General features: G+C 64.8%; 16 protein-coding genes, 1 tRNA gene and 6 pseudogenes. 16 read left to right on the top strand and 7 right to left on the bottom strand.

Going from position 1 to position 23,995, the window contains the following annotated elements:
• The first annotated feature begins 197 nt into the window (after positions 1-197).
• The 4 genes and pseudogenes from dnaG to G3436_RS13500 all read left to right on the top strand — a co-directional run bounded on the left by dnaG (position 198) and on the right by G3436_RS13500 (position 8,051).
• Positions 198-2,176, top strand: a pseudogene (dnaG, locus tag G3436_RS13515) (DNA primase).
• 67 nt (positions 2,177-2,243) lie between these two features.
• A complete protein-coding gene (gene rpoD, locus G3436_RS13510; protein ID WP_163945713.1) occupies positions 2,244-4,097 on the top strand; it encodes an RNA polymerase sigma factor RpoD in 1,854 nt (617 codons plus the stop codon).
• 126 nt (positions 4,098-4,223) lie between these two features.
• Entirely contained in the window at positions 4,224-7,961 is a 3,738-nt protein-coding gene (locus G3436_RS13505) for an EAL domain-containing protein (protein WP_163945710.1), read from the top strand.
• 13 nt (positions 7,962-7,974) lie between these two features.
• A tRNA-Ile gene (locus G3436_RS13500) sits at positions 7,975-8,051 on the top strand.
• Between the two features lie 56 nt (positions 8,052-8,107).
• Here the strand turns inward: G3436_RS13500 and G3436_RS13495 are convergent.
• The 5 genes and pseudogenes from G3436_RS13495 to G3436_RS13480 all read right to left on the bottom strand — a co-directional run bounded on the left by G3436_RS13495 (position 8,108) and on the right by G3436_RS13480 (position 12,827).
• Positions 8,108-8,947, bottom strand: a complete 840-nt coding sequence (locus tag G3436_RS13495) for an alpha/beta hydrolase (RefSeq protein WP_163945706.1) — start codon at positions 8,945-8,947, stop codon at positions 8,108-8,110.
• Positions 8,948-8,958: 11 nt separating this feature from the next.
• Positions 8,959-9,843 carry a TonB-dependent siderophore receptor gene (locus G3436_RS27610; protein ID WP_338001251.1) on the bottom strand — a complete coding sequence of 295 codons (885 nt, stop codon included), beginning with the start codon at positions 9,841-9,843 and terminating at the stop codon, positions 8,959-8,961.
• Positions 9,844-10,744: 901 nt separating this feature from the next.
• A pseudogene (locus G3436_RS27605) lies at positions 10,745-11,251 on the bottom strand (STN domain-containing protein); the annotation flags it as partial.
• Positions 11,252-11,392: 141 nt separating this feature from the next.
• A complete protein-coding gene (locus tag G3436_RS13485) occupies positions 11,393-12,316 on the bottom strand; it encodes a DUF4880 domain-containing protein (RefSeq protein WP_163945703.1) in 924 nt (307 codons plus the stop codon).
• A pseudogene (locus tag G3436_RS13480) lies at positions 12,313-12,827 on the bottom strand (sigma-70 family RNA polymerase sigma factor). The gene G3436_RS13485 and the pseudogene G3436_RS13480 overlap by 4 nt, the downstream one beginning before the upstream one ends.
• Before the next feature lie 266 nt (positions 12,828-13,093).
• On the opposite strand from G3436_RS13480, the gene G3436_RS13475 reads away from it, so the two are divergent.
• The 5 genes and pseudogenes from G3436_RS13475 to G3436_RS13455 all read left to right on the top strand — a co-directional run bounded on the left by G3436_RS13475 (position 13,094) and on the right by G3436_RS13455 (position 17,539).
• Positions 13,094-13,552 carry an Lrp/AsnC family transcriptional regulator gene (locus tag G3436_RS13475; protein WP_163945700.1) on the top strand — a complete coding sequence of 153 codons (459 nt, stop codon included), beginning with the start codon at positions 13,094-13,096 and terminating at the stop codon, positions 13,550-13,552.
• A gap of 207 nt (positions 13,553-13,759) precedes the next feature.
• Complete coding sequence (locus tag G3436_RS13470) at positions 13,760-15,442, top strand: flavin monoamine oxidase family protein (RefSeq protein WP_163945697.1); 1,683 nt, start codon at positions 13,760-13,762, stop codon at positions 15,440-15,442.
• 12 nt (positions 15,443-15,454) lie between these two features.
• Positions 15,455-16,254, top strand: a pseudogene (locus G3436_RS13465) (carbon-nitrogen hydrolase family protein).
• Between the two features lie 42 nt (positions 16,255-16,296).
• Positions 16,297-17,304 carry a pyrroloquinoline quinone biosynthesis protein PqqF gene (gene pqqF, locus G3436_RS13460; RefSeq protein ID WP_163945693.1) on the top strand — a complete coding sequence of 336 codons (1,008 nt, stop codon included), beginning with the start codon at positions 16,297-16,299 and terminating at the stop codon, positions 17,302-17,304.
• On the top strand, positions 17,261-17,539 hold the full coding sequence (locus G3436_RS13455; protein WP_163945691.1) for a hypothetical protein: 279 nt from the start codon (positions 17,261-17,263) through the stop codon (positions 17,537-17,539). The genes pqqF and G3436_RS13455 overlap by 44 nt, the downstream gene beginning before the upstream one ends.
• A 42-nt stretch (positions 17,540-17,581) precedes the next feature.
• Here G3436_RS13455 and G3436_RS13450 read toward each other — a convergent pair whose 3' ends face one another.
• On the bottom strand, positions 17,582-17,815 hold the full coding sequence (locus tag G3436_RS13450) for a hypothetical protein (RefSeq protein WP_163945688.1): 234 nt from the start codon (positions 17,813-17,815) through the stop codon (positions 17,582-17,584).
• Between the two features lie 272 nt (positions 17,816-18,087).
• On the opposite strand from G3436_RS13450, the gene G3436_RS13445 reads away from it, so the two are divergent.
• From G3436_RS13445 to G3436_RS13415, 7 genes and pseudogenes are all read left to right on the top strand, one after another.
• Positions 18,088-18,615, top strand: a complete 528-nt coding sequence (locus tag G3436_RS13445) for a hypothetical protein (protein WP_163945686.1) — start codon at positions 18,088-18,090, stop codon at positions 18,613-18,615.
• Positions 18,616-18,751: 136 nt separating this feature from the next.
• Positions 18,752-18,823, top strand: a complete 72-nt coding sequence (pqqA, locus tag G3436_RS13440) for a pyrroloquinoline quinone precursor peptide PqqA (protein WP_008365141.1) — start codon at positions 18,752-18,754, stop codon at positions 18,821-18,823.
• A 67-nt stretch (positions 18,824-18,890) separates the two neighbouring features.
• Positions 18,891-19,801, top strand: a pseudogene (pqqB, locus tag G3436_RS13435) (pyrroloquinoline quinone biosynthesis protein PqqB).
• 8 nt (positions 19,802-19,809) lie between these two features.
• On the top strand, positions 19,810-20,565 hold the full coding sequence (gene pqqC, locus G3436_RS13430) for a pyrroloquinoline-quinone synthase PqqC (protein WP_163945684.1): 756 nt from the start codon (positions 19,810-19,812) through the stop codon (positions 20,563-20,565).
• Complete coding sequence (gene pqqD, locus G3436_RS13425; protein WP_163945682.1) at positions 20,562-20,837, top strand: pyrroloquinoline quinone biosynthesis peptide chaperone PqqD; 276 nt, start codon at positions 20,562-20,564, stop codon at positions 20,835-20,837. The genes pqqC and pqqD overlap by 4 nt, the downstream gene beginning before the upstream one ends.
• Before the next feature lie 24 nt (positions 20,838-20,861).
• Entirely contained in the window at positions 20,862-21,968 is a 1,107-nt protein-coding gene (gene pqqE, locus G3436_RS13420) for a pyrroloquinoline quinone biosynthesis protein PqqE (protein WP_163945771.1), read from the top strand.
• Entirely contained in the window at positions 21,934-23,760 is a 1,827-nt protein-coding gene (locus tag G3436_RS13415) for an alpha/beta hydrolase family protein (RefSeq protein ID WP_163945679.1), read from the top strand. Before pqqE ends, G3436_RS13415 begins: the two co-directional genes overlap by 35 nt.
• 85 nt (positions 23,761-23,845) lie before the next feature.
• On the opposite strand, the pseudogene G3436_RS13410 reads toward G3436_RS13415, so the two are convergent.
• Positions 23,846-23,983, bottom strand: a pseudogene (locus G3436_RS13410) (ABC transporter substrate-binding protein); the annotation flags it as partial.
• Positions 23,984-23,995: the final 12 nt, after the last annotated feature.

Genomic DNA, 23,995 nt, shown 5'->3' with positions numbered 1-23,995 from the left:
AAGGGCAAGCCTGCCTCACACGTCAGACCTGGCCTAACCGCCAGCAGTGCACGTCACCCCTGACGAGCCTTTACCGGCTGCAGACGAGCACACCCCTTCCCTGATTTGCGTTACGCCATTCGAGCTTGCGTCGAATGCGCCGCTGTTCCCGCAGCATTAGCGATTACACTTGATTGTCGCCTGATGACGAGAGTGCCATGGCCGGGCTGATTCCCCAGAGTTTTATTGACGACCTTCTCAACCGCACCGACATCATCGACGTGGTGAGTTCGCGCGTAAACCTGAAAAAGGCCGGCAAGAACCACACGGCATGCTGCCCGTTCCACAAAGAGAAAACCCCCTCTTTCAGCGTCAGCCCCGACAAGCAGTTCTACTACTGCTTCGGTTGCGGCGCCGGCGGCAATGCCCTCGGCTTCATCATGGACCACGACAACCTGGACTTTCCCCAGGCGGTCGAAGAGCTGGCCAAGGCTGCCGGCATGGAAGTCCCGCGCGAAGAAAGCAGCCGTGGGCACAAACCCCGGCAGCCCACCGACTCACCGCTGTACCCGCTGCTCGAAGCCGCCGCCGAATTCTACCGCCAGGCCCTCAAGAGCCACCCCACGCGCGCTCGGCGGTGGAATACCTCAAGGGCCGCGGCCTGTCCGGCGAGATCGCCCGCGACTTCGGCCTGGGCTTTGCCCCACCGGGCTGGGACAACCTGTTCAAGCACCTGAGCAGTGACACCTTGCAGCAAAAGGCAATGATCGACGCCGGGCTGCTGATCGAGAACGCCGAAAGCGGCAAGCGCTACGACCGCTTCCGCGACCGCGTGATGTTCCCCATCCGCGACAGCCGCGGCCGGGTGATCGCCTTTGGCGGCCGGGTACTGGGCGACGACAAGCCCAAGTACCTGAACTCACCGGAAACCCCGGTGTTCCACAAAGGGCAGGAACTCTACGGGCTGTACGAGGCGCGCAAGTTCAACCGCAACCTCGATGAAATCATCGTGGTCGAAGGCTACATGGACGTCATTGCCCTGGCCCAGCAAGGCTTGCGCAATGCCGTCGCCACGCTGGGCACCGCCACCAGCGAGGAGCACCTCAAGCGCCTGTTCAGGGTCGTGCCCAGCGTGCTGTTCTGTTTCGATGGCGACCAGGCTGGCCGCAACGCCGCCTGGCGCGCCCTTGAAGCCACGCTGTCGAGCCTGCAGGACGGGCGCAAGGCGCGCTTTCTGTTCCTGCCCGAAGGCGAAGACCCCGACACCCTGGTGCGTGCCGAAGGCACCGACGCCTTCCGCGCCCGCATCAACCAGCATGCCCAGCCGCTGGCCGACTACTTCTTCCAGCAACTGACCGAAGAAGCCGACCCGCGCTCGCTCGAGGGCAAGGCGCACATGGTCACCCTGGCAGCGCCGCTGATCGACAAGGTACCCGGCGCCAACCTCAAGGCGCTGATGCGCAATCGCCTCAAGGAAATCACCGGCCTGGACCTGCAGCAGGCCGAGCAGGTGGCGCAGCATGCCCCCGGCGAAGCGCCGCCGGCGTACGATCCGGGCATCGACTACGATGCGCTTCCCGACTACAGCCCTGATTATGGCGACTTCCACCCGGCGGAGCATTTCCAGCCCCAGCAGCAACAATGGACGCCCAACGCGGGCGGGCAGAAGAAAAAGTGGGAAGGCAAACCCTGGGACAAGAAGGGCAAGCCATGGGACAAGAACGGCAAGCGCGACTTCCAGCCGCCGCCGCGGGTGCCGACCTCGGTCGAGCCGCCGACGCTGAGCGCCCTGCGTACCCTGATGCACCACCCGCAACTGGCCAAGAAAGTCGAGGACGCCAGCCACTTCGCGGCCGAAGAGCATGTGTACGCCCAGCTGCTGGTGGCGCTGCTCGAAGCCTTGCAAAAGAATCCTGAGCTACGCTCATTACAGCTGATCGCACGTTGGCACGGCACCGAACAGGGTCGATTGTTGCGCGCATTGGCAGAAAAGGAATGGCTGATCGATGCCGACAACCTTGAACAACAGTTTTTCGACACCATAACTAGGCTGTCGACGCGCCAGCGTGAACAAAAGCTGGATAAATTGCTCAAAAAAGCGAGAGCAAGCGGATTGGACGCCGACGAGCAAAAACAGCTCGTAGAGCTGCTACAGCGGAATGTTCCCGCACAAACCCCGACCTCAACTGGCGCGTGAGGTCCTAGCTCGGGTATAATCCTCGGCTTGTTTTTTGCCCGCCAAGACCTTCAGTGGATAGGGTGTTATGTCCGGAAAAGCGCAACAGCAGTCTCGCATCAAAGAGTTGATCACCCGCGGTCGTGAGCAGGGCTACCTGACTTACGCGGAGGTCAACGACCACCTGCCTGAGGATATTTCAGATCCGGAGCAGGTGGAAGACATCATCCGCATGATCAACGACATGGGGATCAACGTATTCGAGAGTGCTCCGGATGCGGATGCCCTTTTGTTGGCCGAAGCCGATACCGACGAAGCCGCCGCTGAAGAAGCCGCCGCAGCGTTGGCGGCTGTGGAGACCGATATCGGTCGCACGACAGACCCGGTGCGCATGTACATGCGTGAAATGGGTACCGTCGAGCTTCTGACCCGTGAAGGCGAAATCGAAATCGCCAAGCGTATCGAAGAAGGTATCCGTGAAGTCATGGGCGCTATTGCCCACTTCCCGGGCACCGTCGACTACATTCTCGGCGAATACGACCGTGTGACCACCGAAGGTGGCCGCCTGTCCGACGTACTCAGCGGTTACATCGACCCGGATGACGGCATTGCGCCGCCAGCCGAAGTGCCGCCGCCTGTCGACCCCAAAGCCCCGGCCAAGGCCGATGCCGAAGATGACGACGAAGAGGAAAAGGCAGACGCCAGCGATGAAGAGGAAGAGGTCGAAAGCGGCCCCGATCCGGTCATCGCCCAGCAGCGTTTCGGTGCTGTCGCCGATCAGCTGGAAGCCACGGCCAAGGTGCTGAAGAAGCACGGTCGCAACAGCAAGCAAGGCATTGCCGAACTGCTGATGCTGGCTGAGCTGTTCATGCCGATCAAGCTGGTACCCAAGCAGTTCGAAGTACTGGTGGAGCGCGTCCGTAGCGCCCTGGAGCGCCTGCGTGCCCAGGAACGCGCCATCATGCAGCTGTGCGTGCGTGATGCCCGCATGCCACGTGCCGACTTCCTGCGTCTGTTCCCGAGCAACGAAGTGGACACCACCTGGAGCGGCGATCTTTCCAAGCGCAGCACCAAGTGGGCCGAAGCGCTGGGCCGCCTGGACGCCGATATCGTGCGTTGCCAGCAGAAACTGATCGACCTGCAGACCGAAACCGGTCTGACGATTGCCGAGATCAAGGACATCAACCGTCGCATGTCCATCGGTGAGGCCAAGGCCCGCCGTGCGAAGAAAGAGATGGTTGAAGCGAACTTGCGTCTGGTGATCTCCATCGCCAAGAAGTACACCAACCGTGGCCTGCAATTCCTCGATCTGATCCAGGAAGGCAACATCGGCTTGATGAAAGCGGTGGACAAGTTCGAATACCGTCGTGGCTACAAGTTCTCGACCTATGCCACCTGGTGGATCCGTCAGGCGATCACTCGCTCGATCGCCGACCAGGCCCGCACCATCCGTATTCCGGTGCACATGATCGAGACGATCAACAAGCTCAACCGCATTTCCCGGCAGATGTTGCAGGAAATGGGTCGTGAACCGACCCCGGAAGAGCTGGGTGAACGCATGGAGATGCCTGAGGACAAGATCCGCAAGGTATTGAAGATCGCCAAAGAGCCGATCTCCATGGAAACCCCGATCGGTGACGACGAAGATTCGCACCTGGGTGACTTCATCGAAGACTCGACCATGCAGTCGCCAATCGATGTCGCCACGGTCGAAAGCCTGAAGGAAGCGACCCGTGACGTGCTCTCCGGTCTGACTGCCCGCGAAGCCAAGGTGCTGCGCATGCGGTTCGGTATCGACATGAACACCGACCACACGCTCGAAGAGGTAGGCAAGCAGTTTGACGTGACCCGCGAGCGGATCCGTCAGATCGAGGCCAAGGCGCTGCGCAAGCTGCGCCACCCGACGCGAAGCGAGCATTTGCGCTCCTTCCTCGACGAGTAATGACGAACCCCGGCCAGCGCCGGGGTTTTTCTTTTCTGCGCCTGCACTTTTAAGCCTTTGGCCACTGGCCCTTGGGCGAAAGGCACGTCTACACTCGAACCAATCCACTTGTGCGACGAGGCCGCTATGCCCAGACTGCCGGCCCTTTGGCTGCACCTCCTGCTGGTCTGGAGTGCAACGGCCGGCGCCTTGACCCTGACCGACGAAGAGCAGGCCTGGCTCAGCGCCCATCCGCAGCTGCGCCTGGGCGTCGACGCCTCATGGCCACCGTTCGAATACCGGGACCACGAGGGCCACTACCAGGGATTGGCCGCCGACTACATCGCCGTGATCCAGGAGCGCCTGGGCACACAGTTCACGCCGATCGAGCCGGTCAGCTGGTCTGCGGTGCTCGAACAGGCCCGGCACAACAAACTGGACCTGCTGCCCGGCATCATGTCCACCCCCGAACGCCAGAGCTACCTGGCGTTCACCCGCCCCTACCTGGATTTCCCCATTGTGATCCTGGCCCATGAGGGCGGGCCCAGGCCCCGCGACCTCAAGGACCTGTACGGGCTGAAGATCGCCGTGGTGGAGAACTACGCCCCCCACGAACTGCTGCGCACCCACCATCCGGACCTCAACCTGCTGGCACTGCCCAATGTCAGCTCGGCCCTTCAGGCGCTGGCAACCGATGAAGTGGATGCGGTGGTCGGCGACCTCGCATCGAGCGTCTGGAGCCTGCGCCAGCTCCGGCTCGAAGGGCTCTACGTCAGCGGTGAAACACCCTACCGCTATCAACTGGCGATGGCCGTACCGCGCGAGCAGAAGATCCTGGTCGGCATTCTCGACAAGGTGCTCTCCGACATGAGCGCGACCGAGATCAATCACATCCAGGAGCGCTGGGTGGGCAAGGTCCTGGACAACCGCAACCTGTGGCAGGACCTGCTGATTTACGGCCTGCCCGGCATCCTGCTGCTGGTGGCCATCCTGGCCGCGGTAATCCGTGTGAACCGCCGGCTCAGCTCCGAAATCTCCCGGCGCATCGCCCTGGAGCAGGAACTGCGCAGCAGCGAGTACCACTACCGCGGCCTGGTCGAAAGCCTCTCGGCGATTGCCTGGGAAGCCGACGCCAACGACTTCACCTACAGCTACGTTTCACCGCACGCCGAGGAACTGCTTGGCTACCCGGTCAGCCAGTGGCTCAAGGCAGGCTTCTGGCGTGACATCCTGCACCCGGACGATGCGTTGTGGGCCCAGGCCTATTGCGACAGCGAAACCGCCGCAGGGCGCGACCACAGCCTCGACTACCGGGTGATTCGCGCCGACGGCAGCATCCTCTGGGTGCGTGACATCGTCAGCCTCATCGAGCACGGGCACACACCGGTCATGCGCGGCCTGATGATCGACATCAGTGAAACCAAGAACACCGAACACGCCCTGCGCCTGTCCGAGCAGAAATTTGCCTCGGTGTTCCAGCAATGCCCGGACATCCTGCTCATCGCCCGGGTCAGCGACGGCTGCCTGCTGGAGGTGAACGAGGCGTTCGAAGAACAGATCGGCATGGGCCAGGACCAGGTGATCGGCCGCACTGCCACCGAGCTCAACCTGTGGGGCATCGAAGGCGCAGGCCCGAGCGTGCTGCAGCGTTTGCAGGCCGGCAACATCCGCAACCTGGAGATGCCGTTCCGACGCAGCAATGGCCAGGTGTTCACCGGGCTCACCTCGGCCGAGATCTTCGACCTGGACAGCACGCCGGCGCTGGTGGTGGCGGTACGCGACATCAGCCAGTTGAAGCACACCCAGGAGCAATTGCAGACCTCCGAAGAAAAGTTCGCCAAGGCCTTCCACGCCTCGCCCGACGGGCTGCTGCTGTCACGCCAGAGCGACGGCCTGCTGCTCGAAGTGAACGAGGGCTTCTGTCGCCTGACCGGCTTCGAGAGCCACCTGTCGCTGGACCACACCACCCTCGACCTGGGTATCTGGGTCGACCTGAACGAGCGGCGCGCCATGCTCGAACGCCTGAAGGAGCACGGTTTCGTGCGTGACTTCAGTTGCCACATACGCCGTGCCGACGGGCAGATCCGCCTGTGCGAGCTGTCGGCACGCCCGCTGCCGATTGCCGGCGTCGACTGCATGCTGACCATTGCCCGCGACATCACCGAACGCCACCTGATGCAGGAAAAGCTGCAACTGGCGGCCACCGTATTCGAAAACACCGCCGAAGGCGTACTGATCACCGATATCGACCAGCGCATCAGTGCCGTCAATCGCGCCTTCAGCGAAATCACCGGTTACAGCGAGTTCGAGGCGCTGGGGCAGACACCGCGCCTGCTCGCCTCGGGCCAGCACGACAGCGCCTTCTATGCGGCGCTGTGGCACCAGTTGAGCGCCGAAGGCCATTGGCAGGGCGAGATCCAGAACCGGCGCAAGAATGGCGAACTCTACCCGGCCTGGCTGACCATCAGCGCGGTGCGCAACCCCGACCGCGACATCACCCACTTCGTGGCGGTGTTTGCCGATATCTCCAGCCTCAAGCACGCCCAGGCCAAGCTCGACTACCAGGCCCACCATGACCCGCTGACCGGCCTGCCCAACCGCACCCTGTTCGAGAGCCGGCTGCTGGCCGCGCTCAGTTGCCCACAGAGTCGCCAGGGCGCGGTGTTGTTCCTCGACCTGGACCGCTTCAAGCACATCAACGACAGCCTCGGCCACCCGGTCGGCGACCTGCTGCTCAAGGCGATTGCACAGCGCCTGAAAGAACAGGTGCGCGACATCGATACCGTGGCGCGGCTGGGCGGTGACGAGTTCATCATCCTGCTGCCGGGCCTGCACCAGGCCAGCGATGCCGGGCATATCGCCAACAAGCTGCTGACCTGCTTCGGCGCACCGTTCCAGGCTGGCGAACACGAGTTCTTCACCAGTGCCAGCATCGGCACCAGCCTGTACCCGCAGGACGGCACCGACGTTGCCTCGCTGATCCGCAACGCGGACGCGGCGATGTACCGCTCCAAGGCCAAGGGCCGCAACCGGGTCGAGAGCTACACCCGCGACCTGACCGCCCAGGCAGCCGAACGGATTGCCCTGGAGCATGCGCTGCGCCGTGCCATCGAGCGCAATGAACTGAGCTTGAGCTACCAGCCCAAGTTCAGCCTCAAGACCCAGAGCCTGGTCGGCGCCGAAGCGCTGATTCGCTGGCATCACCCGAGCTTTGGCGACGTACCGCCCGAGCACTTCATTGCGTTGGCCGAAGAGAACGGCATGATCCTGCAACTGGGTGACTGGGTGCTGGAGCACGCCTGCCGGCAGATGCAGTCATGGAAACAGCACTACCTTGCGTTCGGGCCACTGTCGGTCAACCTGGCCGGGGCGCAGTTGCGCCAGCCGCTGCTGGTCAAGCGCATCGAGCAGTTGCTCAAGACCTATCAGCTCAGGGCTGGCGACCTGCAGTTGGAGATCACCGAGAACTTCATCATGAGCCAGGCCGAAGAGGCGCTGGCCATCCTGCATCAGCTCAAGCGCCTGGGCGTGCAACTGGCGATCGACGACTTCGGCACCGGTTATTCCTCGCTCAGCTACCTCAAGCGCCTGCCGCTGGACATCCTCAAGATCGACCAGTCGTTCATCCGCGGTTTGCCGGACGACCCGCACGATGCGGCGATTGCGCGGGCGATCATCGCGCTGGGGCGCAGCATGCAGTTGACCATCATTGCCGAGGGTGTGGAGACCCAGGCGCAGCAGCAGTTTCTGGCGGCCGAGGGGTGCGAGCAGATCCAGGGCTACATCGTCAGCCTGCCGTTGCCGGCGGCGGAATTTGCCGCGACCTTTCTGCGCCGGGCAGTTTCGGATCTTTCGGATAGCACAGCCTCGAAACCCTCGCTATAATCCGCGTCCACTGGGGCCTATAGCTCAGTTGGTTAGAGCAGAGGACTCATAATCCTTTGGTCCACGGTTCAAGTCCGTGTGGGCCCACCAAATCGAAAGCCGCGCATTGCGCGGCTTTTGCATGAATGGTCGCTTTAAACGCCCCCTCAAAACCGCCGCGTACTGATCAACTCATCCAGCACCCGCGTAGGGATGCGAAACGGCACCGACATGTGGTCCTCGCCCGCCTCGATCTGGAAATCGCTGCGCAGCCCGTACTGCGACAAGTCCTGCAGGCGCAGTTGCAACGCGCGTGCGTCCTGGATCTCCTGCACCATGTCGCGCTCGCCCATCAGCAACGTCAGGCTGCGATGGGTCAGGTCCACCTGCCCTGCATGCGCCTGCTTGATGAACGCACGCTCCGGCGCCATCAGGTAACGATCGCGCCACCACAGGCTCGGGCTCACCGCCACCACATGCTGGAACAACGCCGGCCGGGTAAACAGCGCATACACCCCGAACATGCCGCCAAACGAATGCCCTACCAGGCTGCGCTGGTCCGGGTCGACCTTGAAGCGCTCGGCCACCTTGGGCATCAGGCGCTTCTCGATGAACGCCAGGAACAGGTCCTGCCCGCCCTGTGGCGGGGTATTACGCTCGGCCGGCTGCGGCGGCGACAGGTCGAATGCACGGCGCTCGAAGTCCAGCGGCGTATCGCTCGGGTAGCCGATGGCTACCAGGATCGCGCCGCGCAGCCGGTCCTGCGCGCGCTTGGCCGCATGAAAGGCCGGGAAGTAGGCGTTGCCGTCCAGCAGGTAGATCACCGGATAGCCACCCGTCCACGGCACATCGCCCTCCGGCAGGCTGATCATGATGCGGTACTCGCGCCCCTCGGCACTGTTCATCGTCCACTGCTCGGTGCCATCGAGCGTCACCGGCTGCGCCTGCACCGCCGCAACACCACTGAGCACCAGTGCACCCAGCCAAACCATTACTCTGCCAATCATGCTCGTTCTCCTTACCAGCGATAGCTCAGACTGGTGACCAGGCTGCGGGCCTCGCCCCGATAGCAATAACCCTGCTGACAATTGATGTAGCGCTTGTCGGCCAGGTTGCGCACGTTGAAAGCCAGACGCACCCCGTCCAGGCCACCACCGAAGTCGTAATGCACACCGGCATCGACCAGCGTGTAGCCCTCGTTCTTCACCCTGTTGTCATTGTCGCCATAGTTGCTGCCGGTATAGCGCGCACCACCCGACACTCCCAGGCCGAACGGCAGGCGGTAATCGAGCCACAGCGATGCCAGGTGGCGCGGCACGTTCAGCGGTGCCTTGCCTTCGTTGCCGTCATTGCTTTGGGTCACCTCGGCGTCGTTGTAGCTGTAGCTGGCAGTCATTCTCAGACGCTCGCTCAGGTCGGATACGGCTTCCAGTTCAAGCCCGCGGGATACCTGCTCGCCCGTCGCGATGCTCTTGAGCGGGTCGGACAGGTCGCGGTTGAGCACGTTGCGCTGGGTCAGGTGATAGAGCGACGCCGTCAGCATCGTCTCGGTGCCTGGCGGCTGGTACTTCAGGCCCACTTCGTACTGCTTGCCCTCGGTCGCCTTGTACGGCGAGCCATCAGGCTGGCTGCTGCTCTGCGGCAGGAACGAGGTGGCGTAGCTGGCGTACGGCGCAATGCCGTTGTCGAACAGGTAGAGCACGCCGAGCTGGCCGGTGGTCGCCGAGTCGGTGTCCTTGCGGTTTGTATCGGCCAGGTTGTTGCTGCGCCGTACATGCACGAAGTCGCGGCGCAGGCCAGCCGACAGGCGCCAGCGATCGATCTCGAGCTGGTCCTGCAGGTATACGCCGCTGCGGTGCTCCAGCCCGTCTTCGTCGGCCAGCGGGTCGCTCGGGCGCGCCACCGGCTGGTGGTAGTCCGGTGCATGCCGGTCCAGCGACGGGCCCGGGCCATGGCATACAACAGCGAGGTCTCGACCAGCGCGTAGTCCCAGCCGCTGACCAGCGTGTGGCGCAGCGCACCGGTGTCGAAACGGCTGACCAGCCGGGTGTCGGTCGACAGCGAAGACATGTCCTCGTAGACACCGATCGCATCACGGTTGAGGGTGTGACCATCGCCGGCGTCCGTCGGCTCCAGGTACTGGTTGGTGGTGTTCACCTGGCCATAACGCAGGTTCTGCTGGAAGGTGAAGGTGTCGTTGAAGCGGTGCTCGAACTCGTAGCCGAGCGTCCACTGGCGCTGCTCCAGCTTGTCGAAGTATTCGTCGCCCTGCCAGAAGTTGGTCAGGTGGTCACCTTGCTGGTAGAGCATCGGCGAGCCTGCGGTTTCACGCTCCTGGTACTGCGCCAGCACGGTCAAGCTGGTGTCGGGGTCGATCTGCCAGCTCAGCGACGGCGCGAGCATGCGCACATCGTTGTTCAGTTGTTCGATGTAGTTCTCGGCATCGCGATACACGCCGACGCTTCGAAACAGCACATCACCGTCCTCATCCAGGCGACCACCGATATCGAACTGGCCCTGTTGATGGTTGTAATTGCCGGATTGCACCTGCACTTCGTTGCTGGCCTGCAGGCTGGGTCGCTTGCTCACCCGGTTGACCATGCCGCCCGGGCTGATCTGCCCGTAAAGCACCGAGGCCGGGCCCTTGAGCACCTCGATACGTTCCAGGTTGTAGGCCTCGGTGGAGTACAACGACAGCCAGCCGCTGCCGGGCTGACGCAGGCCGTCGAGGAAGTCGGCGGCATGGTGGTCTCGAAACCGCGCACGCTGATCATGTCGAAACGCGGATCAAGCCCCGAACTGCCCACCCGCACGCCTGCGCTGTAGGCCACCGCGTCCTCCACCCGGTTGACCTTGCGGTCGGCGATCTGCTCGGCGGTCACCACGCTGATGCTCTGCGCGGTTTCCAGGATTGGCCGATCGGTCTTGGTGGCGCTGCTGGCCGTGCTGGCGAAGTACCCCGTAACCGGGGCAAACGCGCTTTGCACGGCGCTTGCATCAATGCTGGTGGCATCCAGTTCAAGGCTCGACGCGGTCGGCGCCGGCACCACCACATAGCCGGACGCCGTCTTGCGCGCCACCAGGCCGCTGCTGCCCAGCAGGGCCGCCAGCCCGTCCTCCAGCGACCCGCCGCCGGCCAGGCCCGGGCTGTTCAGGCCGCGCACCTGTTGCGGCGAATACGACAGGGTGATGCCTGCGCGTTCGGCGAACGTGCTCAACGCCTGCCCCAGCGGCCCGGCCGCAATGCGCGGTGCAGCCGCCGCAGAGGCAGGTGTTGCGGCCTGCACCGGCAGGCTCGCGGCAGTGCCCATCAAGGCCAGCACCAGGCACACAGCCATGGGCAGCGCACGCGGCGCGTGAGGGAGCGGCAGGGGTTTGGCAGAACGCATGAGGGTATCCATTGAGAGAATGATCTTCCCTAACCGGACGAGTCGAAAAAGTCCGACAGTTTTTTATGCCACTGCCACGATGCGAACCCACCAACGGGTTCGCTCGACGATTTTCACCGGCAACAAATGGCTGATGTTGCGCAGCATCTGCATCGGCTCGTCCAAGCGGAACACCCCGGACAGGCGCAGCTCGGCCACGGCACTGTCGCAGCCCAGCCAGCCCTTGCGGTAACGCCCGGCCTCGGCCAGGAACGCGGCCAGGCGAATATCGTTGACCACCATCAGGCCACGCGCCCAGGCAAACGGGTCGAGCGGCCCAGGGGCCAGCGGGGTCATGCCCTGGGCCGACACGCCCAGGCCCTCGCCCGCCTGCAGCAGGCGCTGCTGGCCTGCAGCGCGAACCTGCACCTGGCCACGCACCACGCGAATCTCGCTGTAGCCATCCTGCTCGCGCAACAGCACGCGGGCCTGCTGCCCCTCGCACCCGGCAAAGCGGCAGCGCGCCTGCCATAGGACGCCCTCCACCAGCACTTCGCCGGCACGCAGCACCAGCTCGCGCCCCTGTACATCCAGCGCACTGCCGGTGTTGAGCAGCACCTGCGCACCGTCCGCCAGCGTGAACTGCCGACGCTCGCCAATGGCCGTGGAGAAGTCGGCATGCCAGGCCGGCGGCGCATTGACCGCCAGCAGCGTGGCACCTGCCGCGCCCAGGCCGAGCACCTTCAACGCGCGGCGCCGTCCCAGGTCCACGTCGGCCCGACGCAACAAAGGGATGGTCTGGGCTGCATCGGGCAACGGGCTGGCCCGGAACAGCCCGCCCATCTGCTGCAAGCGTTGCCAGGCGAGCAGATGGCGGGCATCGCGGCCCAGCCACTCCTGGAACTGGCACTGCACCTCGGCACTGGCGGCATTGGCACGCAAGCGCATCTGCCAGGCAATGGCCGCCCGGACGATGGGCTCAGGCAGGCGCTCGGCCTTCACCTTCACGGCTGCTCCTCGAAACACACGCGATAGCAGTGCAGCAGCGCGCTGGCCACATGGCGCTCGACGGTGCGGCTGGACACACCCAGTTCCAGCGCCACCTGCGCGTGGCTCAAACCGCCCAGTTGATACAGCATAAAGGCTTCACGCACCGCCGGCTTGAGACCGTCGAGCAACTGCGCGATGCGCTCCAGGCACTGCAGAGCTGGTGGCGAACCTCCGGTGATGGATGGCTGCTCACGGGCAATTGCGCCAGGGTCTCGAGATAGGCCCGCTCCAGTGCATCGCGCCGCCAGTGATCGATCATCAGGCCCCGCGCGATCCGCGCGAGCAAGGCCCGTGGCGCCAGGTTGCTGACCGGTTGACCACGCACCAGCAGGCGCAGGAACGTGTCCTGCGCCAGGTCCGCGGCGTGCTGCGAACACCCTACCGAACGCCGCAACCAGCCATGCAGCCAGCCGTGGTGCGCACCGTAGAGCACATCAAGGGAGATCGAGTCGGTTTCAGGTTGCGACATGGCACGCCCCAGCCCGGGAAGCCCAAAAAAGCCACGAATACGCATGGCGACCGCGCGCACCTTAATAGCGAATCATTCCCATTACAAACATTCGCTGACGAATGTCACCCCGGGTGGTGTGTGCACAGGAGGTTTTCAGCCGGATGAGCTGGCCAGGCTGAGGGCATAGACCCCCGACGGCTGGCTGATCGCTGCACCGTGGACAGTGAGCCGATTAGCTGCGTTAATCGGCTCACCTATCGAGCCAACTGAAACGAACCCTGTCCATGCCCACCCGCCCCGCAGCCCTCGACGAAATCGACCGCCAACTGATTGCCGCCCTGCAGATCAACGCCCGTGAAAGCGTGGCCATGCTGGCCCGCCAACTGGGCATTGCGCGCACCACCGTGACCTCGCGCCTGGCGCGCCTGGAAAACACCCACGTCATCAGTGGTTACGGTGTACGCCTGGGCCAACGGGTGATCGACGGTGGCTTGCAGGCGTACGTCGGCATCACCGTACGCCCACGAGCAGGCAAGGACGTGGTGCGCCGATTGAGTGCCATGGGCCAGGTTCAGCAGTTGTGTGCGGTGAGCGGCGAGTACGACTACGTGGCGTGGCTGCGCAGCGACTCGCCGGAGCAACTGGACCAACTGCTGGACCAGATCGGCAACGTCGAAGGGGTGGAAAAGACCACCACCTCGATCATCCTCAGCAGCAAGGTGGACCGCGGCCAGCCGGTTTGACACTCACAGCGCCGAGGTGATCAACACGCGCAGAGCCAGCGTACACACGCATCATTCTGCATATCAGCATCGTCACAATGACCAAAATCACCACAAAACGACGACACTCTGTACCTTAATAACCAACACCCGCGCCCCGTAAAATGACCGCCAGGCATTTCCTATACTCAAGCTTCGCCTCTCGCGCAGCCCTTGGCCAGGTCCCCTATGAACAAGAACAATCGCCACCCCGCCGACGGCAAAAAACCCATCACCATTTTCGGCCCCGACTTCCCCTTCGCCTTTGACGACTGGATCGAGCACCCGGCCGGCCTGGGCAGCATCCCCAGCGATCGCCACGGCGAAGAAGTCGCCATCGTCGGCGCCGGTATCGCCGGGCTGGTCGCCGCCTACGAACTGATGAAGCTGGGCCTCAAGCCGGTGGTCTACGAGGCCTCGAAAATGGGCGGGCGTCTGCGTTCGCAAAGCTTCGCCGGCACCGATGGCATCGTCGCGGAACTGGGCGGCATGCGTTTCCCGGTATCGTCCACCGCCTTCTATCACTACGTCGACAAACTCGGGCTTGAAACCCGCCCGTTTCCCAACCCGCTGACACCCGCCTCCGGCAGTACCGTGGTCGACCTCGAAGGCCAGACCCACTACGCCGAGACACTCGCCGACCTGCCCGCGCTGTTCCAGGAGGTCGCCGACGCCTGGGCCGATGCGCTGGAAGACGGTGCACGCTTCGGCGATATCCAGCAGGCCATCCGCGAACGCGACGTACCGCGCCTCAAGGAACTCTGGAACACCCTGGTGCCGCTGTGGGACGACCGCACCTTCTACGACTTCGTGGCCACCTCCAAGGCCTTCGCCAAGCTCAGTTTCCTGCACCGCGAAGTGTTCGGCCAGGTCGGTTTCGGCACCGGCGGCTGGGACTCGGACTTCCCCAACTCGATGCTGGAAATCTTCCGCGTGGTGATGACCAACTGCGACGATCACCAGCACCTCGTGGTCGGCGGGGTGGAGCAGGTGCCGCAGGGCATCTGGCGCCATGTGCCGCAGCGCTGTGCGCACTGGCCCGCCGGTACCAGCCTCAGCAGCCTGCACCATGGCGCACCGCGCTCAGGCGTGAAAAGCATCGCGCGCGCGGCCGACGGCCGCCTGGCCGTTACCGACACCTGGGGCGACACCCGCCATTACGCCGCCGTGCTCACCACTTGCCAGAGCTGGCTGCTGACCACCCAGATCGAATGCGAAGAATCACTGTTCTCGCAGAAGATGTGGATGGCCCTGGACCGTACTCGCTACATGCAGGCGTCGAAGACCTTCGTGATGGTCGACCGCCCGTTCTGGAAGGACAAGGACCCACAGACCGGTCGCGACCTGATGAGCATGACCCTCACCGACCGTCTCACCCGCGGCACCTATCTGTTCGACAACGGCGACGACAAACCTGGGGTGATCTGCCTGTCGTACTCGTGGATGAGCGATGCGCTGAAGATGCTCCCGCACCCGGTGGAAAAGCGCGTGAAGCTGGCCCTGGACGCGCTGAAGAAGATCTACCCCAAGGTCGATATCGCCGGGCACATCATCGGTGACCCGATCACCGTGTCGTGGGAAGCCGACCCGCACTTCCTTGGCGCCTTCAAGGGCGCCCTGCCCGGCCACTATCGCTACAATCAGCGCATGTACGCGCACTTCATGCAGCAGGACATGCCCGCCGAACAGCGCGGCATGTTCATCGCCGGTGACGACGTATCCTGGACCCCGGCCTGGGTCGAGGGCGCGGTGCAGACCTCGCTCAACGCGGTATGGGGCATCATGCACCACTTCGGTGGCCGTACCCACGCCGACAACCCGGGCCCGGGCGACGTCTTCAACCAAATCGGCCCGATTGCCCTGGCCGACTGAAAGGAGAACCCCATGCGCATAGCACTCTACCAGGGCCCGCCACACCCGCTGGACGTGCCCGGCAACCTGGAGCGCCTGCATCAGCAGCGCAACTGGCTGCCGCGCGCGGCGCCGAGCTGCTGGTGTGCCCGGAGATGTTCCTCAGCGGCTACAACATCGGCAGCGAAGCGGTGGCACGTTTGGCCGAAGCGCAGGACGGCCCCTCGGCCATGCGTGTGGTCGAGATCGCCCAGGCCAACCGCATCGCCATCGTCTACGGCTACCCCGAGCGTGGCGACGATGGCCAGCTGTACAACAGCGTGCAGTTGATCGACCCGCACGGCAGCAGCCTGGCCAACTACCGCAAGACCCACCTGTTCGGCGGTCTCGACCGCGCCATGTTCAGCCCCGGCCCCGAGCATTTCCCGGTGGTCACGCTCAATGGCTGGCAGGTCGGGCTGCTGATCTGCTACGACATCGAGTTCCCGGAAAATGCCCGGCGCCTGGCCATGGCCGGTGCCGAGCTGATCCTGGTGCCGACGGCCAACATGCAACCCTACGACTTCATCTGCCAGTTCACCGTGCGCGTGCGCGCGCAGGAGAACCAGTGCTACCTGGCCTACGCCAACTACTGCGGCGCGGAAGACCCGATCCGCTATTGCGGCCAAAGCAGCATCGTCGGCCCGGATGGCAGCCTGCTGGCCATGGCTGGGCATGACGCCACGCTGCTGGTGGCCGACCTGGAACTGCAACGGGTGCGTGAGGGCCGCGCCAGCACACCCTACCTGCACGACCTGCGCAGCGAACTGCACGGCGGGCCGCGCAACCACTGATTTATCCGCTAGCATGACGGTTCGCACGTTTTCGGAGCCGTCATGCCCAGCGCCCGCCTCACCCTGACCAACGGCCTGCAGGTCACCCTGCGCCACGCGCCGCACCTCAAGCGCTGTGCTGCGGCAATACGGGTGCGCGCCGGCAGCCATGATGCGCCGCAGGCGTGGCCGGGGCTGGCGCACTTTCTCGAACACCTGTTCTTCCTCGGCAACGCGCGCTTCCCGGTCGACGATGCACTGATGCGCTACGTGCAGCGCCAGGGCGGCCAGGTGAACGCAAGCACCCGCGAACGCACCACCGACTTCTTCTTCGAAGTGCCGGTCGCCGCATTCGAAGGCGGCCTCACGCGCCTGTGCGAAATGCTCGCCAGGCCGCAGGCAGGCCTGGCACAGCAACAACGCGAGCGCGAGGTGATCCATGCCGAGTTCATCGCCTGGGCGCGCAACCCCGAGGCACAGCGCCAGTTCGCCCTGCTGCAGTGCGTGTCGGCGCAACACCCGCTGGCGGCTTTCCATGCGGGTAACCGCTATAGCCTGCCGCTGTACGCCGGGCGTTTCCAACAGGCGCTCAAGGACTTCCACCAGCGCTTCTATCACGCCGGGCAGATGACCCTGAGCCTGGTCGGGCCTCAGTCGCTGAGTGTGCTGCAGGGCTTGGCAGAACATGCAGGTGCGTTGTTTGCGCCGGCTTGCGCGTGCGCAAGGCCCGGCGCCGGCCTTGCTCGCCGACACCGCAAAGCTGGCGCAACGGCCCGCCCAACTGGATCTGCTGTACGGCTACGAACAGCTACCCGAGGGCGCCGCCGGCGCAATCGCGTTTCTCGACAGCTGGCTCTCGGACACCCGCCCCGGCGGCCTGCTGGCCACACTGCGCGAGCGCGGCTGGCTGCGCGGTTTCAGTTTTGCACCGCTGTACACATTCGCCGGGCAAGCATTGCTGCATACCCAATTCAAGCTGACCGACAGCGCGCCCGCCGACCAGGTACAAGCCCTGCTGGAGGACGGGTTGCGCTGGCTGCGCAGCACCGCGCCCGAGGCGCTGAACCCTGAGTTTTCACGCCTGCAGGCGTCACGTGCACAGGCGGCGGGCGCACTGGAGCTGGCGCGCCGCGACAGCAGCGACCAGCCGTTTGCCGCCCTCGACGAGGCCGGCCTGGCAGCGCTGACGGCGCTGCTTACACGCTTCCCTGGCCCGCCCCGGCAGGCGTGGCAATTGCCTGCGGCCGAGCCATTGCTCGCGGCCACGCTGTGCGGTGCGGCCAGCGCATCGACACCCGCCGCCTGAGCCCGCTCACGCTGCTGCCAGCGCGCGCGAATATGGCGTGGTCTACCTGCGCTGGCAGGTACGCTCGGCACTGCGCGAACGCTTGTGGCGGGTGCTGGAGCGGCCTTGCGGCCGTTGCTGGAGCGCGCCACGCGAGCCTCGGTCGAACTGCAACTGAGTGCCAGCGAACACGTCTGGCAACTGCGCTGCGCCGGTGCCCCCTGCCGCGGTGGTCGGCGTGACGGCACAGGCGCTGGCCCTGCTGCAGGTGCCCGGCGAGCAGTACTGGCACGGCAACGATGCCCCTCGAACCTGCCCTCATCCCCCATCCGCCTGCTGCTTCAGCAGTTGCCCCACGTACCTCGTCGGGCGCGACGACAGCCCGCAGCCATCATGCCTGATTGGCCAGGCCGAGCTGGATGCGCTCTGGCAGCACGGAGACTGGCACGGCATCACCTGCGGTTTTGCAGCGCCGGCGCAAGCGGCACTCAACGCGGTGCTGGCACACGTGCCCGGGCGCGCCAGCGTGCTCGCGCGCCCCACGCGCACGCCCCACTCCCAGTGGCAACATGTCGACCTGCCGGCGGAAGCACGCGCTGCTGGTGTTCTGCCCGGCGCCCGAGGGCGCCGAGGCGGTCTATCGCCTGCTCGCCCATCGCCTGCAAGGCCCCTTCTACCAACGCCTGCGGGTCGAGCTGCAACTGGGCTACGCGGTGTTCAGTGCACTGCGCCAGGTCCACGGCGTCACCGGCATACTGCTGGGCGTGCAGTCACCCAGCGCCAGCCCGGCCTCGATACTCGGGCACATGCGCAGCCTGCTGTGCGACTTCAGCCACGCGCAGGCCGACGATGCCGACGCGCGCCAGGCGCTGGCAGCACAGTTCCACGAAACCGACATGAGCAACGCCGACGTCGCCGAATGGGCCTGGCAGACGTACTTGTCCGGTGTGCAAAGCCCCAGCCTGAGCACCTTGCAGGCCGCGATACTGGCGGTAGAACCCCACGCACTCGAACACGCCGCCACGCACGTGCTGGACAACGCGCTGTACCTGGCCAGCACGCCGCAAGACAGCCAATTGTTACCTGTGGCGCAATAACCTTTCACGCACGTTTAACCATACGGTCCAATATTTTTAGTAAGATGGCGCTACCCGGGCCGTTGTAACACCTTGTTTCACTGGCAGCCTAAATAAGTAGCGCCCTACCCCAAACCTATCCGGAAGGAGTACTCCCATGTGGACCAAACCTGCTTACACTGATCTGCGAATCGGCTTTGAAGTGACCATGTATTTCGCAAGTCGCTGAGTCTGCTTGCGGTACAACGCCTCGGTCAGCCGGGGCGTTTTCATTTTCAGACGGTGCAGGAGTGGCCATGTACATCCAGATTCTAGGTTCCGCCGCCGGTGGCGGTTTCCCGCAGTGGAACTGCAACTGCGTCAACTGCAAGGGCTATCGTGACGGCAGCTGCGTGCCCATGCGCGCACCCAGTCGTCGATCGCCCTGTCCGACGACGGCATTCACTGGGTGCTGTGCAACGCCTCGCCCGACATCCGCGCGCAGCTGCAAGGCTTCGCCCCGATGCAGCCAGGCCGTGCCCTGCGCGACAGCGGGATCGACGCGATCATCCTGCTCGACAGCCAGATCGACCACACCACCGGCCTGCTCAGCCTGCGCGAAGGCTGCCCGCACCAGGTATGGTGCACCGACATGGTCCACCAGGACCTGACCACCGGCTTCCCGCTGTTCACCATGCTCAGCCACTGGAACGGCGGTCTGCAGTGGAATCGCATCGCGCTCGAAGGCAGCTTTGTCATCCCGGCCTGCCCGAACCTGCGCTTCACTCCGTTCCCGCTGCGCAGCGCCGCCCCGCCCTATTCGCCGCACCGCTTCGACCCACACCCCGGCGACAACCTGGGGCTGATGGTCGAAGACCTGCGCAGCGGCGGCAAGCTGTTCTATGCACCGGGCCTGGGCCAGGTCGACGCCACGCTGCTGCAGATGATGCAGGACGCCGACTGCCTGCTGGTCGACGGCACGCTGTGGGAGGATGATGAGATGCAACGCCGCGGTGTCGGCACCCGCACCGGCCGCGAGATGGGCCACCTGGCGCAGAACGGCCCCGGCGGCATGCTCGAAGTGCTCGAAGGCTTCCCCGACCAGCGCAAGGTGCTTATCCACATCAACAACACCAACCCGATTCTCGATGAAGACTCCCCCGAGCGCGCCGAACTGGTACGCCGCAACGTCGAAGTGGCCTTCGACGGCATGAGCATCGAGCTGTAGGAGCCCCCATGAGCGACGCCGTACCGCTGTCCCCCGCTGCCTTCGAGCAGGCCTTGCGCGCCAAGGGCGCCTACTACCACATCCATCACCCCTACCACGTGGCGATGTATGAAGGCCGCGCCAGCCGCGCGCAGATCCAGGGCTGGGTCGCCAACCGCTTCTACTACCAGGTCAATATCCCGATGAAGGACGCGGCGATCCTGGCCAACTGCCCGGACCGCGAGATCCGCCGCGAGTGGATCCAGCGCCTGCTCGACCACGACGGCGCGCCCGGCGAGGACGGCGGCATCGAAGCCTGGCTGCGCCTGGGCCAGGCTGTAGGGCTCGACCCGGACCAGTTGCGTTCGCAAGAGCTGGTGCTGCCCGGTGTGCGCTTTGCGGTCGACGCCTACGTCAACTTCGCCCGTCGTGCCAGTTGGCAGGAAGCCGCCAGCAGCTCGCTGACCGAGCTGTTCGCGCCGCAGATCCACCAGTCGCGCCTGGACAGCTGGCCACAGCACTACCCGTGGATCGACCCGGCCGGCTACGAATACTTCCGCACCCGCCTGGGCCAGGCCCGGCGCGATGTAGAGCACGGCCTGAGCATCACCCTGCAGCACTACACCACCGTCGAGGGCCAGCAGCGCATGCTGGAGATCCTGCAGTTCAAGCTCGACATCCTCTGGAGCATGCTCGACGCCATGAGCATGGCCTATGAACTGAACCGCCCGCCGTACCACAGCGTCACCAGCGAACGGGTGTGGCACAAGGGGATCACCTTATGAGTTTCGATCGTTCAACCACGCCACGCTGGCGCCCCGGCTACCGCTTCCAGTACGAACCGGCACAGAAGGGCCACGTGCTGCTTTACCCTGAGGGCATGATCAAGCTCAACGAAAGCGCCGCGCTGATCGGCGGGCTGATCGATGGCGAACGCGATGTGGCCGCGATCATTGCCGCGCTGGATGAGCAATTCCCCGGTGTACCCGAACTCGGTGACGACATCGAGCAATTCATGGAGGTCGCCCGTGCGCAACACTGGATCGTCCTTGAGTGAGCTGCCGGCCAAGCCGCAGTCGGCCTGCCGCTGTGGCTGCTGGCCGAACTGACCTACCGCTGCCCGCTGCAATGCCCGTACTGCTCCAACCCGCTCGACTTCGCCGAACAGGGCAAGGAACTGAGCACCGAGCAGTGGTTCAAGGTCATGGCCGAGGCGCGCGAAATGGGCGCCGCACAGCTGGGTTTTTCCGGCGGCGAGCCGCTGGTGCGCCAGGACCTCGCCGAACTGATCGGCGAGGGCCGCCGGCTGGGCTACTACACCAACCTGATCACCTCCGGCATCGGCCTGACCGAGCAGAAGATCGCCGACTTCAAGCGCGCCGGCCTGGACCATATCCAGATCAGCTTCCAGGCCAGCGACGAGCAGGTGAACAACCTGCTGGCGGGCTCGAAGAAGGCTTTTGCACAGAAGCTGGAGATGGCCCGCGCGGTCAAGGCACATGGCTATCCGATGGTGCTGAACTTCGTCACGCACCGGCACAACATCGACAAGATCGACCGCATCATCGAGCTGTGCATCGCGCTGGAAGCCGACTTCGTCGAACTCGCCACCTGTCAGTTCTATGGCTGGGCACACCTGAACCGCGCCGGCCTGCTGCCGACCCGCGCGCAGTTGGAGCGTGCCGAACGCATCACCAACGAGTACCGCGACAAACTTCAGGCCGCAGGCAACCCGTGCAAGCTGATCTTCGTCACCCCGGACTACTATGAAGAGCGGCCCAAGGGCTGCATGAACGGCTGGGGCAGCATCTTTCTCACCGTCACCCCCGACGGCACCGCACTGCCGTGCCATGGCGCGCGCCAACTGCCGGTGCAGTTTCCCAACGTGCGCGAACACAGCATGCAGCACATATGGTATGACTCGTTCGGCTTCAATCGCTTTCGCGGCTACGACTGGATGCCCGAGCCGTGCCGCAGTTGCGACGAGAAGGAAAAGGACTTCGGTGGCTGCCGCTGCCAGGCCTTCATGCTCACCGGTGACGCCAGCAATGCCGACCCGGTATGCGCCAAGTCGGCGGACCACGGGATCATCCTCGCTGCGCGGGAGGAGGCCGAAACCGCCAGCCAGACCATCGACCAGATGACCTTTCGCAATGATCGAAACTCCCGTCTCATCGCCCGCGGCTGAGCGTTTCAGCGCACAACAGGCGGTTGCCGCCGGCACCGACTACGCCGAACTCATGGCCAGCCCGCAGGGGCTGTTCTGGAACGAGTTCCGCCCCCAGGACGGCGCCTGCCGGATCTGGCAGTGGCGCGACGGCCAGGCGCGCTGCCTGACCCCTGATGGCTACAGCGTACGCAGCCGGGTCTACGAATATGGCGGCGGCAGTTTCTGCTTGAGCGAGCATGGCCTGGTGTTCGTCAACGAAGCCGACCAGCAGCTCTACAGCCAGGGCTTTGACGGCGGCCAACCGCAGCCATTGACCGCAGGCCAGTGCCGCTACGGCGACGTGCGCTGTGCCGCAGGCCAGGTGCTGGCCGTGGAAGAAAACGCTGACGAACACCGGTTGGTTGCGATCTCGGCCGGCACCCGCCAGATACTCGCCGAGGGCGCCGACTTCTACGCGGCCCCAACGCTCAGCGACGACGGCCAGCGCCTGGCCTGGATCGAGTGGAGCCGGCCGGAACAACCGTGGACCGCCACCCGCCTTGTGTGTGCCGAACGCCTCGATGCACATACCTGGGGCGAGCCGCGCTGTGTGGCCGGTGCCGATGCACAGCCCGAATCGCTGCAACAGCCGCGCTTCGATCCTGCCGGGCGCCTGTATTGCCTGTCGGACCGCAACGGCTACTGGCAGCCCTGGGCCGAAACGGCAGGCGGCTGGGCGGCACTGCCCGCCGCCGCTGCCGACCATGCCGGCGCGCCGTGGCAACTGGGCGCCAGCACCTGGCTGCCGCTGGGTGGCGACGAGTATCTGGCGAGCTGGTTCGAGGGTGGCTTCAGCCGCCTGGGCGTGCGCCGTGCCGATGGCACGCTGGACGATTACAGCGGTGCCTACAGCCGCTTCCGCTGCCTGGACATCGACGACCGGCACCTGTACGTCATCGCCGCCTCGGCCATCAGCACGCCGGCCATCCTCGTCATCGACCGCCGCAGCCACGCAGTGCAGTTGCTGGCCGGTGGTGTACTGCCGTTGCCCAGCGAGCACATCAGCCAGCCGCGCAGCATCAGCTACCCCAGCGGCGACGGGCAGGCGCACGGGTTCTTCTACCCGGCCATGAACGCTGCCGAAGCGCCGCCGCTGGTGGTGTTCGTGCACGGTGGGCCCACCTCGGCGTGCTACCCGGTGCTCGACCCGCGCATCCAGTACTGGACCCAGCGCGGCTTTGCCGTGGCCGACCTCAACTACCGTGGCAGCAGCAGTTATGGCCGCGCCTATCGCCAGGCGCTGCACTTGCGCTGGGGTGAGGTGGATGTGGAGGATGCCTGCGCGGTGGTGGGCTACCTGGCAGGGCAAGGGTTGGTCGACCCGACGCAGGCGTTCATTCGTGGCGGTAGCGCGGGTGGCTATACCACCTTGTGCGCGCTGGCCTTCCACGACGTATTCAGGGGCGGCGCCAGCCTGTACGGCGTCAGCGACCCGCTGGCGCTGACGCAATCGACGCACAAGTTCGAGGGCGATTACCTCGACTGGCTGATCGGCGACCCGCAGCGCGATGCCGAGCGCTACCGTGCGCGCACGCCGCTGCTGCATGCCGCGCAGATCAAGGTGCCGGTGATTTTCTTCCAGGGCGAGCTGGATGCGGTGGTGGTACCGGAGCAGACGCGTTCGATGCTGGCGGCGTTGAAGGCCAACGGGGTGCGGGCCGAGGGGCACTTCTACCCAACCGAGCGGCATGGGTTCAGGACGGCGGCAAACCTGGCGCATGCGCTGGAAGAGGAATGGAAGTTCTACCGGGAAGTACTGGGCCAGCCTTGATGGCCTCTTCGCTGGCAAGCCAGCTCCCACAGGTTCTTGTGAACACCGCAGAACCCTGTGGGCGCTGGCTTGCCAGCGAATGGGCTCACTCCATTTCGATGATGACCTGCTCCTGCCACTTCTGCGGCAGGGCCTTGGAGGTGGCTTCCCACGCCGCCGCATCCTTGATCGGTTGCGCCGCCTTGTACTGCTCGTTGGGCAGCAGCTTGGCCTGCACCTCGGCCGCAGCTCAGTG

Source organism: Pseudomonas brassicae (assembly GCF_010671725.1).
Taxonomy (GTDB): domain Bacteria; phylum Pseudomonadota; class Gammaproteobacteria; order Pseudomonadales; family Pseudomonadaceae; genus Aquipseudomonas; species Aquipseudomonas brassicae.
Note: the sequence above shows the minus strand (reverse complement) of the source record. Positions and strands in the feature narration are given on the sequence as shown.

Bases quoted from the DNA above. Each gene is read 5' to 3' on its own strand.
- pqqF (WP_163945693.1), top strand. From the start codon at position 16,297: ATGCCCAGCGCCCGCCTCACCCTGACCAACGGCCTGCAGGTCACCCTG.
- pqqD (WP_163945682.1), top strand. From the start codon at position 20,562: ATGAGTTTCGATCGTTCAACCACGCCACGCTGGCGCCCCGGCTACCGC.
- G3436_RS13415 (WP_163945679.1), top strand. From the start codon at position 21,934: ATGATCGAAACTCCCGTCTCATCGCCCGCGGCTGAGCGTTTCAGCGCA.
- G3436_RS13495 (WP_163945706.1), bottom strand. From the start codon at position 8,947: ATGATTGGCAGAGTAATGGTTTGGCTGGGTGCACTGGTGCTCAGTGGT.
- G3436_RS13475 (WP_163945700.1), top strand. From the start codon at position 13,094: ATGCCCACCCGCCCCGCAGCCCTCGACGAAATCGACCGCCAACTGATT.
- rpoD (WP_163945713.1), top strand. From the start codon at position 2,244: ATGTCCGGAAAAGCGCAACAGCAGTCTCGCATCAAAGAGTTGATCACC.
- G3436_RS13505 (WP_163945710.1), top strand. From the start codon at position 4,224: ATGCCCAGACTGCCGGCCCTTTGGCTGCACCTCCTGCTGGTCTGGAGT.
- pqqC (WP_163945684.1), top strand. From the start codon at position 19,810: ATGAGCGACGCCGTACCGCTGTCCCCCGCTGCCTTCGAGCAGGCCTTG.
- G3436_RS13470 (WP_163945697.1), top strand. From the start codon at position 13,760: ATGAACAAGAACAATCGCCACCCCGCCGACGGCAAAAAACCCATCACC.
- G3436_RS13445 (WP_163945686.1), top strand. From the start codon at position 18,088: ATGTCGACCTGCCGGCGGAAGCACGCGCTGCTGGTGTTCTGCCCGGCG.